The sequence below is a fragment of the Flavobacterium pygoscelis genome (assembly GCF_023162025.1).
GTDB classification, from domain to species: domain Bacteria; phylum Bacteroidota; class Bacteroidia; order Flavobacteriales; family Flavobacteriaceae; genus Flavobacterium; species Flavobacterium pygoscelis.
Genome location: NZ_JALNUB010000005.1, coordinates 337655 through 352479, shown reverse-complemented (window position 1 = coordinate 352479; position 14825 = coordinate 337655). Strand labels below are relative to the sequence as shown.

The 14825-nt window shown below is 31.9% G+C and carries 15 protein-coding genes; 3 read left to right on the top strand and 12 right to left on the bottom strand.

The annotated features are described in order from the left end of the window. Positions 1–18: 18 nt before the first annotated feature. The 9 genes from MW871_RS10420 to MW871_RS10380 form a co-directional block, all read right to left on the bottom strand. Positions 19–414 carry a GxxExxY protein gene (locus tag MW871_RS10420; RefSeq protein WP_248428461.1) on the bottom strand — a complete coding sequence of 132 codons (396 nt, stop codon included), beginning with the start codon at positions 412–414 and terminating at the stop codon, positions 19–21. A gap of 203 nt (positions 415–617) precedes the next feature. After that, entirely contained in the window at positions 618–2054 is a 1437-nt protein-coding gene (gene asnS / locus MW871_RS10415; protein ID WP_188049016.1) for an asparagine--tRNA ligase, read from the bottom strand. Between the two features lie 420 nt (positions 2055–2474). After that, positions 2475–2849 carry a GreA/GreB family elongation factor gene (locus MW871_RS10410; RefSeq protein ID WP_188049015.1) on the bottom strand — a complete coding sequence of 125 codons (375 nt, stop codon included), beginning with the start codon at positions 2847–2849 and terminating at the stop codon, positions 2475–2477. A 544-nt stretch (positions 2850–3393) separates the two neighbouring features. Continuing rightward, positions 3394–3606, bottom strand: coding sequence for a hypervirulence associated TUDOR domain-containing protein (locus MW871_RS10405; protein WP_248428460.1), 213 nt, complete (start codon positions 3604–3606; stop codon positions 3394–3396). A gap of 46 nt (positions 3607–3652) precedes the next feature. Further along, complete coding sequence (locus MW871_RS10400; protein ID WP_248428459.1) at positions 3653–4189, bottom strand: DUF488 domain-containing protein; 537 nt, start codon at positions 4187–4189, stop codon at positions 3653–3655. After that, complete coding sequence (locus MW871_RS10395; RefSeq protein WP_248428458.1) at positions 4186–4881, bottom strand: SMUG2 DNA glycosylase family protein; 696 nt, start codon at positions 4879–4881, stop codon at positions 4186–4188. The genes MW871_RS10400 and MW871_RS10395 overlap by 4 nt, the downstream gene beginning before the upstream one ends. A gap of 222 nt (positions 4882–5103) precedes the next feature. After that, on the bottom strand, positions 5104–5514 hold the full coding sequence (uraH, locus tag MW871_RS10390) for a hydroxyisourate hydrolase (protein ID WP_248428457.1): 411 nt from the start codon (positions 5512–5514) through the stop codon (positions 5104–5106). An 18-nt stretch (positions 5515–5532) separates the two neighbouring features. After that, positions 5533–6030, bottom strand: a complete 498-nt coding sequence (locus MW871_RS10385; RefSeq protein ID WP_248428456.1) for a heme-binding protein — start codon at positions 6028–6030, stop codon at positions 5533–5535. Between the two features lie 387 nt (positions 6031–6417). Continuing rightward, positions 6418–8829 carry an efflux RND transporter permease subunit gene (locus MW871_RS10380; protein WP_248428455.1) on the bottom strand — a complete coding sequence of 804 codons (2412 nt, stop codon included), beginning with the start codon at positions 8827–8829 and terminating at the stop codon, positions 6418–6420. A 196-nt stretch (positions 8830–9025) separates the two neighbouring features. On the opposite strand from MW871_RS10380, the gene MW871_RS10375 reads away from it, so the two are divergent. Both MW871_RS10375 and MW871_RS10370 read left to right on the top strand, forming a co-directional pair. Further along, on the top strand, positions 9026–11296 hold the full coding sequence (locus tag MW871_RS10375) for a cation:proton antiporter domain-containing protein (RefSeq protein WP_248428454.1): 2271 nt from the start codon (positions 9026–9028) through the stop codon (positions 11294–11296). A 1-nt stretch (position 11297) separates the two neighbouring features. After that, positions 11298–11627 carry a DMT family transporter gene (locus tag MW871_RS10370; protein WP_188049005.1) on the top strand — a complete coding sequence of 110 codons (330 nt, stop codon included), beginning with the start codon at positions 11298–11300 and terminating at the stop codon, positions 11625–11627. A gap of 86 nt (positions 11628–11713) precedes the next feature. On the opposite strand, the gene frr is transcribed toward MW871_RS10370, so the two are convergent. From frr to MW871_RS10355, 3 genes are all read right to left on the bottom strand, one after another. Beyond that, positions 11714–12277 carry a ribosome recycling factor gene (frr, locus tag MW871_RS10365; protein ID WP_188049004.1) on the bottom strand — a complete coding sequence of 188 codons (564 nt, stop codon included), beginning with the start codon at positions 12275–12277 and terminating at the stop codon, positions 11714–11716. Positions 12278–12325: 48 nt separating this feature from the next. Continuing rightward, entirely contained in the window at positions 12326–13033 is a 708-nt protein-coding gene (pyrH, locus tag MW871_RS10360) for a UMP kinase (RefSeq protein ID WP_188049003.1), read from the bottom strand. Between the two features lie 67 nt (positions 13034–13100). Beyond that, on the bottom strand, positions 13101–13880 hold the full coding sequence (locus MW871_RS10355; protein ID WP_248428453.1) for a patatin-like phospholipase family protein: 780 nt from the start codon (positions 13878–13880) through the stop codon (positions 13101–13103). Positions 13881–13985: 105 nt separating this feature from the next. On the opposite strand from MW871_RS10355, the gene MW871_RS10350 reads away from it, so the two are divergent. Continuing rightward, positions 13986–14591, top strand: coding sequence for a thioredoxin family protein (locus tag MW871_RS10350; RefSeq protein ID WP_248428452.1), 606 nt, complete (start codon positions 13986–13988; stop codon positions 14589–14591). The last annotated feature ends 234 nt before the right edge of the window (positions 14592–14825 follow it).

Below are 14825 nucleotides of genomic sequence, written 5' to 3'. Positions count from 1 at the left end.
TAATAATTTTATCGCCTTCTAATAATTATTTTTTGTGTTAATGAATCTTTTAATACCACTTTTTATTAATGGTACATTGAAATTAATCAAAAAACCAATTTCTTTGTTTAGAAGTTTCAAATGGCTAATAATTTGAGCTTGCCATACAGGATTTATTGTTTCAACTGCTTTTATCTCTACAATAATACAATCTTCAACTAATAAATCAAGTCGTAAACCTTCGCTAAATTCAATACCGTCATAAACGATCGGTTTATCTATTTGTCTTTTTACATTCAGTCCAACTTTACTGATTTCATGAGCTAAACAAACTTCATAGACTCTTTCTAGTAAACCAGGTCCTAATTCTTTATGAACTCTATAGGCTGAATTTACTATTATTTTAGCTATTTCTTCTGTTCTCTCTGTAATCATATTCATTAGTTATTATTGTACACCAATTCATTGATTACTTTTCTTTAATCCTAATAAATGTTTTTATTGTTTCAAAAGCAAGCTTCGTTTATCTAATACATTCTTTCCAAAATTTAAAAGAAGCTTAGTGTCTTAGAGCCTTTGTGGCAAATTTACTTATCAATAAGAAAGAATTAGTGTCTGATCAAATTGAGCTGTGAAAATTAAAATTCAGCGTTTTGTGGTGTTCTAGGAAAAGGAATTACATCTCTAATGTTTGTCATTCCCGTAACAAAAAGAACCAATCTCTCGAATCCAAGACCAAAGCCAGAGTGAACTGCAGATCCAAAACGTCTAGTGTCTAAATACCACCATAATTCTTCTTCGTCAATTCCTAAAGCTTTCATTTTTTCAACCAAAACATCAAAACGCTCTTCTCTTTGAGATCCACCTACGATTTCTCCAATTCCAGGGAAAAGGATATCCATTGCACGAACTGTTTTTCCATCTTCATTCAAACGCATGTAAAATGCTTTGATATTCGCAGGATAATCAAACAAGATTACCGGACATTTAAAGTGTTTTTCAACTAAATAACGCTCGTGTTCTGATTGTAAGTCAGCACCCCATTCGTTAATGATATAGTTGAATTTTTTCTTTTTATTTGGCGTACATTCTCTTAAAATATCAATCGCTTCTGTATAAGAAACACGTTTGAAATTATTTTCAAGGACAAAATTTAATTTTTCTAAAAGAGGCATTTCGCTTCTTTCAGCAGCTGGTTTCGATTTTTCTTCATCTAATAAACGGCCTTCTAAGAATTTTAAATCCTCAGGACATTTATCCATCGTATATTTAATAACATACTGAATAAAATCTTCAGCCAAATCCATATTGTCATTCAAATCATTAAAAGCGACTTCTGGCTCAATCATCCAAAATTCAGCAAGGTGACGAGAAGTATTTGAATTCTCTGCTCTAAAAGTTGGTCCAAAAGTATAAATCTGACCTAAAGCCATTGCAAAAGTTTCTCCTTCTAATTGTCCAGAAACCGTCAAGTTGGTTTCTTTTCCAAAAAAATCTTCTTTGTAATCTACTTTCCCATCTTCGGTTCTTGGTGTTCCGTCAAATGGTAGCGCCGTTACTTTAAACATTTCTCCAGCGCCTTCAGCATCAGATCCGGTAATAATTGGTGTATTTACGTATACAAAACCCTTTTGTTGAAAGTAACTATGAACCGCATACGACAATACTGAACGCACTCTCATAATGGCTCCAAACATATTTGTTCTAACTCTTAAATGCGCATTTTCACGCAAGAAATCAAGACTTGGTTTGTTTTTAGGTTGTATTGGGAATTTCTCCGCATCTGAATCTCCAAGAATTTCTAGTTTTGCTACTTGAATCTCAAATTTCTGTCCAGCACCTTTACTTTCGATCAAAGTTCCTGTTACCGATATAGCAGCTCCAGTAGTAATTCTCTTCAAGGTTTCGTCTGGCGTGTTTTCAAAATCGACTACACATTGAATATTATCAATCGTAGAACCATCATTTAAAGCAATAAATTGATTGTTTCTAAAAGTTCTCACCCATCCTTTTGCATTTACTTCATGAAGTGTCGTGGTACTGTTTAGTAAGTCTTTAACTCTTGTATGTCTCATTTTAGGTATATAATTGATATTAAAAATTGTCTCGCAACCGAAATGCAAATATAATTGATTTGTTTCTATTTTTATGATGGGAAATGAGGTAATAAGGAGCTATTTCCCGCTATTCGCTATATCTTTTACTTTTTTGAGAAAAAAGTAAAAGGATGCCGCTACTATCGGGGCTAACACGTGGCCTAAATTTAGATGTTTTGTTGGTAATTGTTATTTAGTGGTTATTTGTTTTTCTAAATACAAAATACCCAAATTTCTCATGCAGAATGTGCGCCACAATCAGGCTTTTGTATCGTTGTAATCTTAATTTTAAAAAATAAAGTAAAATAATCGAATGTATTTAAACAAAAAAAAACAGTCACAAAATTAAATTTGAAACTGTTTTTTTTGGTGCTAATTAGTAGCTAAAAGAATTTGAATTTAGATTCTTTCTACTTTCAATAATTCAATTTCTTTTTCTCCTTCTTCAAAAACCCAATTAATGATGTCACCTTCTTGACAACCTACTAATGCTAGGCCCATTGTAGACATAATCGATTCCGTATTGTTTCTTCTTTTTGCTTTGTCTGGAGCAACAAATGTAAAAACTTCCTCTTCGTTAGTGTCTAGGTATTTGATAGTTGCACGAGTATCTATGTTAATTACATTTTCTGGTAATTCTTTTCTTGTGACTTGTTTTGCATTTTTAAGTTGCAATAATAATGTAGCTTCTTGAACTGCTGTTGCTTTTTTTCTTTTGACATGATCTTTAATCATATCGTATACTCCGGTAGTTAAAATTAAACTTTTTGACATTTTATTAGTTTTTTGTTGCACTACTTTTTAGAAGTTTTTTTAATACCCAAATATCAAATACCCACACTATTAAAAGATGGAATTCGACCATGAAAAACTTCATCAAAGCTTTGATGCGTTATTTTATAAAGATAAATTGAATAGTAAAGGAGTCCCTGTCTTGGGTTGCGACAGGGTTTAAGATATAAACTCTTTAGAGCTTTTTAAAAAAGCATCGTCTTGTTTATACTGCAAAGACAAAACAAGACCTAACTTATAAGGTTTTTTATATAAAAAATATAGCTTGTCCATTGTTTGTTTTTTTTCTAAATGCTAAGATAGATTATATAACAGTCATTTCAAAACTATACGCTCTAGTATTGTGTGTATTAACATTACATTAGCGATTTCTACAAGTTCATTAGGTTAAATTTAAGAAACTTACTTGTTTTTTCAATTTAGTAATTATCTAAATAGTAAATAAATATAATTCCTTTATCTAAAAAAACTTGTATTTATGACAAATAATCTGTGTATTAATAGCAATCAGTTTCTAGAGTTAATTTTATTGTATTTTGGTAAGCGTCCTTCCTTTATGGGCCGCAATATGATCTGTTTTGCTACTTTTTATTTCATATTGAGGATCTTCTTCGGTTGCGTGGTGGGTATAACCTTTGTAATCGAAATTCTCAATATGTATTTTGATGATGGTTCCTGAAACTATTCCCGCTTCGGAGTTCCAACTTACTTGGTCACCTATTTTGAATGTTGTTTTCATGATTGACTTTCTAATTATAATTTAAAACATTTGGATAAATAATCCACTATTTTTCCTCTGAATAAAAAACCTTTTCATTAAAAATTCTTGCTGGTGCGGTATATTTATGTTCTTGAACTTTTGCGATGTTCATTATATGTAAAACATTCCATCCTTTTGCTTTAAGATAATCAGAAACCATTGAGCGATGGCAGCGCCACCAAACGGCTTCAGAACACATATAAGCAGTGGTTTGTTTTAAGGCGATTTGTTTGAGTTCTTCAACTGCTTTTGCAAAAGCTTCGGTTTCCATATAATCGGCATAACCTCTAAAAGATTCATTTTTCCAGACTGTGTTTTTCGAATCTTTATCTGCTTTTCTTCTTCCTCCTAAGTCAACTAAATGAATGTATTGTATTCGAGCTTTTTCTAATGAATTTTTTAAATTTTCCTGATCGTATTGCGGATATTTACGTGAACCCGGAAAACGACGGATGTCAACAACTGTTTTGATATCAAATGATTGAAGCATACTCAAAAACACCTCAATGCTGTGAGTAGAGTGACCTATCGTATAAATTACAGCTGTTTTTGTAGTGCTCATAATTCATTATTGAGTGTGAGTATGTATTTGTCAATATAAATTTGCTTTTCTTTCGATTTATATTGTTGGATGTAACGCGGATGTTCTAATACTTTTATTTGCTCAAATAAATGGGCTTCTTTATTTAATTTTTGAATGAATAATGCATTTTTCTTTCCTAATACATATACTTCAGAAGTATCTAATCCGATGCCAATATTATTTTTTAAGGTCAAAATCATAAATTCCTTTACCATTTCAAAAAGAGCAGCATCATCGTAATAATTAGCATTGAGCCAGTTACCTTCTTTCGTTTTCCTTACGATAGCTAACGGAAAAGGGGAGTTGATGTAAAATTGTTTATAGAAAGTTGCTGCTCCGCCATATTCTGCAATCATGTCATACATAAATACAGACGATATTTCATGTGTATGTGCAGATTCCATTTTGATGCCACAAACACTTTCCAATCGCTTTGTATCTGTAAAAGGTACTCCTGTTACACCAGCTCCATGACGACTTGGATTAATACCGACAATAAACTTTCGTTGTTCGTTGTCAGAGTAGAATTTGTGGTAAAATTGTTGCATCACTTGCATCGTTTCAGGATTGTCCATATACGGATTAATGACTTTAAAGCCATCAGGAAGCGCTCCCGAAAAGTTTAATTGTCTATTAAAATTGATTACTTTATCTCCAAAACTTTCTGTCATGCTAGTTATATTTATTTTTTTAGAATTTGTCAAAATAAGTGATTTAGAAAGAGGCATTTAATTCTCGAGTGTCATCTAAAAAAAAGTGATGTTTTGTAAATTTAAGGAAAAAGAAAATTCTAAAATAAAAAAGAGGACTCGAATTCTGATTAGTTTCAGAATTCGAGTCCTCCTCAATTTTTTTAAATCTAGTTTTAACTTAAATAAAACCAACTATGTATTTTAGTTTCCTCTGTAAGTAGAATACCCAAAAGGAGAAAGTGTAATTGGTACATGGTAATGTTCATTATCTTTCAATTCAAAAACGATTTCGATAAAAGGATAAAATGATTTCTGTCCCGCCTTTTTGAAATAAGGTTCAGTGTGGAATGTAAGTTTGTAAATTCCAGTATGATCTTTTCCGTCTGCTTTAACAAAATCTGCTATACGTCCGTTTTTGTCTGTGTATTTTTCATCAATTTTCACCCATTTCTCGTCTTTATCTTGTTTGGATAAAGTTATTTTAACATCAGCTGCCGGTTTTCCTTGGGTGATATCTAAAATATGACTTGATAATTGGTATTTTACTTCTTGCGCAAATGACATACTTGCTGTAGCAAGAAATAATATTAGTAATAGACTTTTTATTTTCATTGTAATTTAATTAAGAGATTATTGACTGATTTTAAAACCTAAATTTTCAACTGCTTTTATAGCAATATTGTTATCGTTTTCAGAGCCTCCACCACCGGATACTCCAATGCTTCCTACTAAATTTCCGTCTTTCCAAATGGGTGCGCCTCCACCTAATAAAAGTAATTCGGGTAAGGTATTTAGATTTTTAGCATCCTTACTTTCTTCTGCATTTTTCATTAACAGCAAACTAGGTGTTTTCGTAGAAAATGAGGTGTATGCTTTTCTTCTTGATGCTTCTGTATTATGAGGTCCTACATTATCGCCTTTTAGTAAAAGTATAGTAACACCAGAGGAATTTAATACAGCAACAGAAACTTTTTTGTTAAGTTTCTGAGCTTCTAAATTGGCTTGCTTTGCTAATTCTAAGGCTCCTTCTTGATTTAAATCACTCGATTTTACTATATATTGTGCAGAAGCAGAATAGATGAAAACGAAGAACAAAGCACTAGTTAAAATTTTTTTTCTAATGTTCATGACGCAATTTTTTAATTTATGTGTGCTACTTTAAGTAGTTATATAGTAATAAATTTTTATAGTATTGTTCTAATACTTTGCAAAGGTATTAGGTTTGGGGAGGTTTATTAATAGCCATTATAAATAAGTTAACAGCTGTTAACGGATTTTTAATATCAAAATGCAATCAATAATTGTCACTTCAGTATTAAAAAGCTTACGCAAACAGCTGTTAAGATATTTAGATTTGAACTTAATCTAACAAAATGGACTAACCCTTAAAAGGTTACTATTTTACTTTAAAAAAAGTTGAGGCACAATAATTTTTTTATTAATGAATAGCGATCATTAATCTTTTCATAATTTCATTGTAAAATTGTAAGGTAATTTTTTAATAATAAATCGGAATTAATGCAAAACTTCGTTGTCTGCATCCTTTGGATTATTTAAAATAACAATTTTAGGTTCAATAAATTCTTGCTTGTTAGTCAATGATTTGTTTAATGTTAAAACTAGACAAGGCAATAACATTAAGTTTGATAACATTCCGAAGGCTAAGGTAATAGCGATTAATCCGCCCAAAGCGACAGTGCCGCCAAAATCAGATAACATGAATACAGAGAAACCAACAAATAATACTACCGAAGTATAAAACATACTTATTCCCGATTCCTTTATTGTAGCAAAAACTGATTTTTTTATCTTCCAATTATTGCGCTTTAGTTCTTGACGGTATTGTGCCAAAAAGTGAATCGTATCGTCAACTGAAAGTCCAAAAGCAATGCTAAAAACTAAAATGGTTGAAGGTTTTAATGGAATGCCAAAATAACCCATCAATCCAGCAGTAATTACAAGCGGAAGTAAATTTGGAATCAATGAAACGATCACCATCTTAAAAGAACGGAACATGAAAACCATTAATAATGAAATTAAAAATACTGCAAATAATAATGAAGTGACAAGATTGTCTAATAAATATTGTGTTCCTTTTTCAAAAACCAATGCTTTACCAGTCATAACGACGTGATAGCGATCTTTAGGAAAAATTTTATTGGCTTTTGCCCAAAGTTTATCTTCGATTTTAGCCATATTTCCGGTGCCAATGTCTCTCATAAAAGTGGTGATTCTTGCCACTTGTCCTGTGCTATCTACATAGCTTTTCATTAAATTGTTTTTCGAGTTTTTTGTAGCATTTTTAGCATAACCTAAAATAAAACTTTGCTCCTGTGAGGTTGGTAAATCATAATAATCAGGATTACCATTATAATACGCTTGCTTTGAATATTTAACTAGGTTTAATATCGAAATAGGTTTAGAAAGTTCTGGAATTTCTTCTATAGTTTCCTGTAATTCGTCCATTTTTTTTAGTGTAGACAAACTCATAACCCCTTTTTTTCTTTTGGTGTCAACCGTAATTTCAAGAGGCATAATTCCTTCAAATTCTTTTTCGAAAAATAAAATGTCTTTATAAAAGCTAGTATTTTTCGGCATATCTTCGATAAGACTTCCTGAAGTTTTGATTTTTAAAGCGCCCATAATGCTTACTAAAAATACAACTAAGGCAACGATATAGACATATTTTCTATTGTATTTTACTGTTTTTGCAATCCAGTTTATGAATTTACGGGTGTAATTACGATTTAAATGTTCTAAATGTTTTTGTTTAGGAACGGGTTGGTAACTGTAATAAATAGGAATTACAATCAAACATAAAAAGAAAAGAGAAATAATGCTTAAAGAGGAAATAATACCAAATTCCTTAAGAAGATGACTACTAGTAATTATAAAAGTGGCAAACCCCGCCGCCGTGGTTAGATTAGTCATCAGCGTTGCTGTTCCTACTTTTGTAATAACGCGCTGTAAAGCTCTTGCTTTGTTGTGGTGTGCGCTATATTCTTGTTGGTATTTATTGGTTAGGAAAATACAATTCGGAATTCCAATGACGATAACTAATGTTGGAACAAGTGCAGTAAGAACCGTGATTTGGTAATTGAACAATCCTAATAATCCAAAAGTCCACATGACACCAATAATTACAATTATGATGGCAATCAATGTAGCGCGAAACGAACGAAAAAAGAAGAAAAATATTAAGGAAGTTAATAGTAACGAAGCACCAATAAACAGACTGATTTCATTTACAATACTCAACGCATTTAACGTACGGATATAAGGCATTCCGGAAACACGTAAGTCAATTCCGGTTTCTTTCTCGAAAGCATCTATTTTTGGAATAAATTCTTTTACAATGTAATCCTTACGATGTGCAGTATTTACAATTTTTTTGTCTAGATAAATAGCTGAGCGAATGCTTCCACTTTTTTTATTAAAAAGTAAACCTTCGTAAAAAGGCATGTTCTGAAACAAATCCTTCTTGATTGAATTCAAATATGCTGCACTATTTGTTTTCTTAGAATCAACAAAAGGAACTAATTCAAACGTTTGTAATGATTCATTTTTCTTTAATTGCTTTAAATCATTTATCGACACCACTAAATCGACTTCCTTTTGCGCTTTGATTTCGATCATTAATTTGTTCCAAGCAGCGAAAGCTTTTGGTGTAAAAAAAGCATCATCTTTTACACCAACGACGATTAAGTTTCCTTCTTCGCCAAATTTATCTAAAAAAGCATTGTATTCTTTATTAACGATGTGATCGTCAGGAAGTAAATTAGCCTCTGTAAATGAAAACTGTATATTTTTCCATTGTAATGCTAAAAGAGCTGTTATCGCAATAATAATCGATAACATTAAAATTCTATTTTTGAGGACAATTCGAGCTACTAGTTCCCAAAATCCTATGCTAAACCACTTCGCCATATTTAATATTTAAAGGATGTAAAGGTAATTAAATGGATTCTAAGTCATTAATTTTAGCCTCTTTTTTTTGATGGTTTTAACTTTGGTTTCAGCTTATATATTTTATTTACTACAATATAAATATTAGAATAATAATGATACATTTGGCTACTCTTAGCCCGTTTTTGAATTCGAGTTTAATGCCGTAAAATTAGATATGAAAAAATATAAAAATACTATTTTTTATTTCGCTGTAACTGGCGGATTCTCTGCCTTAATATATTGGATTATTAGTAAAGGGAAATTCTTAGAAGCGAGTAAAACTATTGTTACGCCCGCAAGCGGAAATGGTTCTTGGAAAGATTTTTTAGCTTCTATGCAATACAATTTTCAAGATCCATTAGCGATTCTTTTAGCACAAATTATAACCATAATTTTGGTTGCTCGTTTTTTTGGCTGGGTTTTTAAAAAAATTGGTCAGCCGTCAGTTATCGGAGAGATTATTGCCGGAATTGTTCTGGGTCCTTCTTTATTAGGGATGTATTTTCCGGAATTTTCAGCGGCGCTATTTCCCGTAGAGTCTTTAGGGAACTTAAAATTTTTAAGTCAGATAGGTCTAATCCTTTTTATGTTTGTCATCGGAATGGAATTAGACATGAAAGTCCTAAAAAATAAGGCTAATGAAGCCATTGTAATCAGTCATGCCAGTATTGTAATTCCTTTTGCGCTAGGTATTGGTCTTTCCTATTTTGTATACGATCAGTTTGCTCCAGAAGGCGTTAAGTTTCTTTCTTTTAGTCTCTTTATGGGGATTGCATTGAGTATTACCGCTTTTCCTGTTTTGGCACGAATTGTTCAGGAAAGAGGAATTCATAAAACAAAATTAGGTGCAATCGTAATTACTTGCGCTGCCGCCGATGATATTACGGCTTGGTGTATTCTGGCAGTTGTAATCGCTATTGTAAAAGCAGGAACTTTTGTTAGTTCGCTATACATTATTATGCTTGCGGTACTTTATGTTGTTGCTATGATTTTTATAGTAAAACCATTTCTAAAACGAATTGGGGATTTATACGGTTCTAAGGATAGTATTGTAAAACCAGTAGTTGCTATCTTTTTCCTCGTGTTGATTATGTCTTCTTATGCTACTGAAGTTATCGGAATTCATGCTTTATTTGGTGCTTTTATGGCTGGAGCAATTATGCCAGATGTTCCAAAATTCAGAACTATTTTTATAGAAAAAGTCGAAGATGTAGCTTTAATTCTTTTGCTTCCCTTGTTTTTTGTTTTTACAGGTTTAAAAACTGAAATAGGATTATTAAACGATCCTTATCTCTGGAAAGTAACAGGATTCATCATTCTAGTTGCTGTTGTTGGAAAGTTCCTTGGAAGTGCATTAGCAGCAAAGTTTGTAGGTCAAAGTTGGCGCGACAGTCTTACTATTGGCGCCTTAATGAATACCAGAGGTTTGATGGAATTAATCGTTTTAAATATTGGTTTAGAACTTAAAGTGCTGACGCCAGAAGTTTTTACCATGATGGTTATTATGGCTTTGGTTACAACATTTATGACTGGACCCGCATTAGACTTGATCAATTATATTTTTAAGACAAAAGACAGCGATGCAATTGTTGAGCCAATTAACTTTAACAAATACCGTGTTTTAATATCCTTTGGAAATAATGAAAAAGGAAAATCATTGCTGCGTTTGGCAAACAGTTTGACCAAGAAGCAAAAAGCACAATCTTGTATAACCGCTATGCATTTGTCTTTGAGTGATGAGGTACACTCTTTTAATTTAGAGGATAAAGAAAAAAACACTTTTGATCCAATTGTTGAGGAGTCTCAATTGTTACAACAGGATATCAAAACTATCTTTAAAGCAACTGTGGATATTGAAACTGAAATCGCAGATATAGCCAATCAAGGAGATTATGATTTGCTATTAATAGGTTTGGGTAAATCTATTTTTGAAGGCACTATTTTAGGAAAAGTAATTGGCTTTACCACTCGGATTATTAATCCAGATCGATTGATTGATAAGTTTACAGGAAAAGAAGGTTTGTTTGAAAATTCTCCTTTTGATGAAAGAACCCGACAGATTATTTCTAAAACTAAAATGCCAATTGGTATTTTGATCGACAAAGATTTACAAGAAGTCAATCGTGTATTTGTTCCTATTTTTAGTACTGAAGATTCCTTTTTGATAGAATATGCTCAGAAATTAATTTATAACAACAATTCAAAATTGGTCATACTTGATGTAAATGGGTATTTTAATTCTAATTTTGTCATCAAGAGCGCTGTAGATTCTTTGCAAGAAAAATATCCAAATAACATTGATCTAATTGACAATCGAACTATCGAAAGTGAGTTTTTAGGACAGCAAGATTTGATGCTGATTAGTTTAGGAAGTTGGAAGGAATTAGTAGATTCAAGAAGTATTTGGTTGAGTGGCGTTCCTTCGGTATTAATTTTAAAACAGTAATATGAATTGGATTTTATTGATTATTGGTGGTCTTTTCGAAGTCGGTTTTGCAACTTGTTTAGGCAAAGCCAAAGAAAGTTCTGGAATGACTGCTACATTGTGGTTAGCAGGATTTTTAGCTTGTTTGGCCGTTAGTATGCTATTGCTTTATAAAGCAACACAAACATTGCCTATAGGAACTGCTTATGCGGTTTGGACCGGAATTGGTGCCGTAGGAACTGTTTTGGTTGGTGTTTTTATTTTTAAAGAACCCGCTGATTTTTGGAGAATATTCTTTATAACAACACTAATAAGTTCTATAATTGGACTTAAATTTGTTTCTAGTACCTAGTCCGATTTTTTTTGTAAAAATAAAAAAACCGTGTTTCAAAAAAATATTTTTTTGAAACACGGTTTTTTATATAAATGCTATAAGGATTAAACCTTCATGATTTCAGCTTCTTTGTAAACTAATAACTCATCAATTTTTTTGATAAAACTATTCGTTAAGTTTTGAACTTCTTCTTCAGCACTTTTACAAATGTCTTCAGAGGTTCCGTCTTTTTCTAGTTTTTTAATATCAGTGTTAGCATCTTTACGAGCATTTCTAATACCTACTTTAGCATCTTCAGATTCTACTTTAGCTTGTTTAGCCAATTCGCGTCTTCTTTCTTCGGTTAATGCCGGTACACTTATGATAATTACATCACCATTATTCATTGGGTTAAATCCAATGTTGGCTATCATAATTGCTTTTTCAATAGGTTGCAACATATTTTTTTCAAATGGCTGCAAAGTAATTGTTCTTGCATCAGGAACACTGATTTTAGAAACTTGAGAAAGCGGTGTCGCTGATCCGTAATAATCTACAAAGACACTTCCTAACATCGCTGGTGAGGCTTTTCCAGCGCGGATGTTCAAAAATTCTTTTTCTAAATGCGCAATAGAACCGATCATAGATTCTTTGGTACTATCTAATATAAATTCAATTTCTTCAGTCATTTCTTTAAAATTTTAGCTCTTTGTATTCTATATCTACTTTTGTTGTGCTTATATATTTACAACTGTTCCTATATTTTCTCCTTCGCAAATCTTTAATAGATTTCCTGCTGTATTCATATCAAAAACAACGATTGGTAATTTGTTTTCTTGACTTAAAGTAAATGCAGTAGTATCCATTACATTCAATCCTTTTTTAAGGACATCGTCAAACGAAATAAAATCAAACTTCACGGCAGCAGCATTTTTCTCTGGATCACAGTCATAAACACCATCTACACGTGTTCCCTTTAGGATTACGTTGGCATTAATTTCTATTCCACGTAAAACAGCGGCAGTATCTGTTGTAAAATAAGGGTTTCCTGTTCCAGCTCCAAAAATTACAATTCTTCCTTTCTCAAGGTGACGATCTGCTCTTCTTTTAATGTAAGGTTCCGCAATCGACTCCATTTTTAAGGCTGTTTGCAATCTAGTTTTCATTCCTTTTTCTTCCAAGGCACCTTGCAAAGCCATTCCGTTTATTACGGTAGCAAGCATTCCCATATAATCTCCTTGCACTCTATCCATTCCTGCACTTGCACCAGCAACTCCTCTAAAAATATTTCCACCACCTATTACAATAGCGATTTCAATTCCTTTTTCATGGATCTGCTTGATTTCGTCGGCATATTCACCTAATCTTTTCGGATCAATTCCGTATTGCAAATCACCCATTAAAGCTTCACCACTTAATTTTAGAAGAATTCTTTTGTATTTCATTTTGCGTTGTGTTGATTCGTGCAAATATAGACATATTCTGATTTTTAAAAAAAGGGTTGTCTATATTTTATAAATTAAGTTTCTCGTAGGATTCTTTGGCTGCTTCATAGCCAATTTTAAAAACAGTATCCATCTTTATTTTATTAGTTTCAAAAGTGCTGTACAAAGTCAAATCGGTAGGTTCAATTACCCAATCGCAAAAGTTAAATTTGTGCATATTTGAATTTGCCGAAAGAATGTCAAAAGCTCTTGTAGTAACGGCCTTGATTGAATGTAGGTCTTTTGCTTCAATTTTCTGAATTGGACTTACGTAAATTCCGATTAACGTTTCGCAATGTCCTTGTAAGATATCAGTTGGAAAATGATTTAAAATGCCTCCATCGCTGTAAAGACGACCGTTAATTTCATAAGGAGACATAATTCCTGGAAAGGCTGAAGAGGCCAATATAGCATCAATTATTTTTGTGTCCGGCCCAAAAACCTTTAGTTTCCCCCGTACCATATCGGTGGCAGTAATTTGTATTGGAATTTTTAAATCACCTATTAATGCATCTTTAAATATCGTATGAAAATACTGTTTGAAGGAACCAGAATCTATTAATCCCGCTTTTTTGAAAGTCAGGTGTTTCCAATGAAAAAGATAAATCGATTTAAAAAAAGTTAGTATTTCTTCGGGTGTTTTTCCCCAAGCGTACAAAGCTCCTACAATAGAACCAGCACTTGTTCCTGCAATGCGATCCGGTATTATGTTTTGTTCTTCTAAAAACTTTATTGCTCCAGCATGTGCCAAACCTTTAGAACCTCCTCCTGAAAGAATGAGTCCAATTGATTTTGTTTTTAAATCCATTTTCATTATTTGGTATAAAATTACTCTTTTTGTACTTTAGAAAGTGACAAATATCACATTTTAACCTCTTTTTTATGGTAACTTTGTAACTATAAACTAACAATTATGAAAACTTCAATAGCCAAAGGATTGTTTAATAGTCATCCTTATTTAGAATATAGAAAATTAGTTTCTGATTTATTATTGCAAGGTAAAGCTACAGGAAACGAACAATCTGAAGATTTAACGCATTATAGTACACTAAATGAGACTAGAATGAATCGTTTGGATAAAACCGTGCAAATAACAGAGCAAATTAGTCAAAAGTTAAAATCATTAAAAGGAGATTATATTTGGTTGGTTATTTCAGAAGGTTGGTGTGGTGATGCAGCCCAATTGTTACCAGTTGTTAATAAAATGGCTCTAGAATCAGGTAAAATTGAACTAAAAATTGTTTTGCGTGATGAAAATGATGATCTGATGAAGTTGTTTTTAACAAATAATTCAAAATCAATCCCAATAGTTATCGTTGTTGATAAAGTAACAGGAGAATTATTAGGACATTGGGGACCAAGACCAAAAGGTGCGATCGAATTAATTCAAAATTATAAAAAGGAATTTGGAGTTGTTGATGAAACAGCAAAAACTAATTTGCAACTTTGGTACTTGCACGACAAAGGAGTAAGTACTCAAGAAGAACTTATCAATTTAATGCAAGAGTTTGATTCTTAAATTTTAAAAAATCAGTAGTTATATTTCATTAATTTACAGAAGCTTTCTTAAGTTCTAAAAATTATTTTTTTTATTCTAAAAATAATTGTAAATTGCTGATTGTTAACCAAATCTATTATTTTGATTTGCTTTTTTTATAGGTGTTAATCAGATTGTCTAACAATTAAAAAAACATTATTATGAAAAAATTACTTGAAAAAGTGTATGATTATGTATCGCATTTTCTTTTTGGAG

Bases quoted from the DNA above. Each gene is read 5' to 3' on its own strand.
- MW871_RS10420 (WP_248428461.1), bottom strand. From the start codon at position 414: ATGATTACAGAGAGAACAGAAGAAATAGCTAAAATAATAGTAAATTCA.
- asnS (WP_188049016.1), bottom strand. From the start codon at position 2,054: ATGAGACATACAAGAGTTAAAGACTTACTAAACAGTACCACGACACTT.
- MW871_RS10410 (WP_188049015.1), bottom strand. From the start codon at position 2,849: ATGTCAAAAAGTTTAATTTTAACTACCGGAGTATACGATATGATTAAA.
- MW871_RS10405 (WP_248428460.1), bottom strand. From the start codon at position 3,606: ATGAAAACAACATTCAAAATAGGTGACCAAGTAAGTTGGAACTCCGAA.
- MW871_RS10400 (WP_248428459.1), bottom strand. From the start codon at position 4,189: ATGAGCACTACAAAAACAGCTGTAATTTATACGATAGGTCACTCTACT.
- MW871_RS10395 (WP_248428458.1), bottom strand. From the start codon at position 4,881: ATGACAGAAAGTTTTGGAGATAAAGTAATCAATTTTAATAGACAATTA.
- uraH (WP_248428457.1), bottom strand. From the start codon at position 5,514: ATGAAAATAAAAAGTCTATTACTAATATTATTTCTTGCTACAGCAAGT.
- MW871_RS10385 (WP_248428456.1), bottom strand. From the start codon at position 6,030: ATGAACATTAGAAAAAAAATTTTAACTAGTGCTTTGTTCTTCGTTTTC.
- MW871_RS10380 (WP_248428455.1), bottom strand. From the start codon at position 8,829: ATGGCGAAGTGGTTTAGCATAGGATTTTGGGAACTAGTAGCTCGAATT.
- MW871_RS10375 (WP_248428454.1), top strand. From the start codon at position 9,026: ATGAAAAAATATAAAAATACTATTTTTTATTTCGCTGTAACTGGCGGA.
- MW871_RS10370 (WP_188049005.1), top strand. From the start codon at position 11,298: ATGAATTGGATTTTATTGATTATTGGTGGTCTTTTCGAAGTCGGTTTT.
- frr (WP_188049004.1), bottom strand. From the start codon at position 12,277: ATGACTGAAGAAATTGAATTTATATTAGATAGTACCAAAGAATCTATG.
- pyrH (WP_188049003.1), bottom strand. From the start codon at position 13,033: ATGAAATACAAAAGAATTCTTCTAAAATTAAGTGGTGAAGCTTTAATG.
- MW871_RS10355 (WP_248428453.1), bottom strand. From the start codon at position 13,880: ATGGATTTAAAAACAAAATCAATTGGACTCATTCTTTCAGGAGGAGGT.
- MW871_RS10350 (WP_248428452.1), top strand. From the start codon at position 13,986: ATGAAAACTTCAATAGCCAAAGGATTGTTTAATAGTCATCCTTATTTA.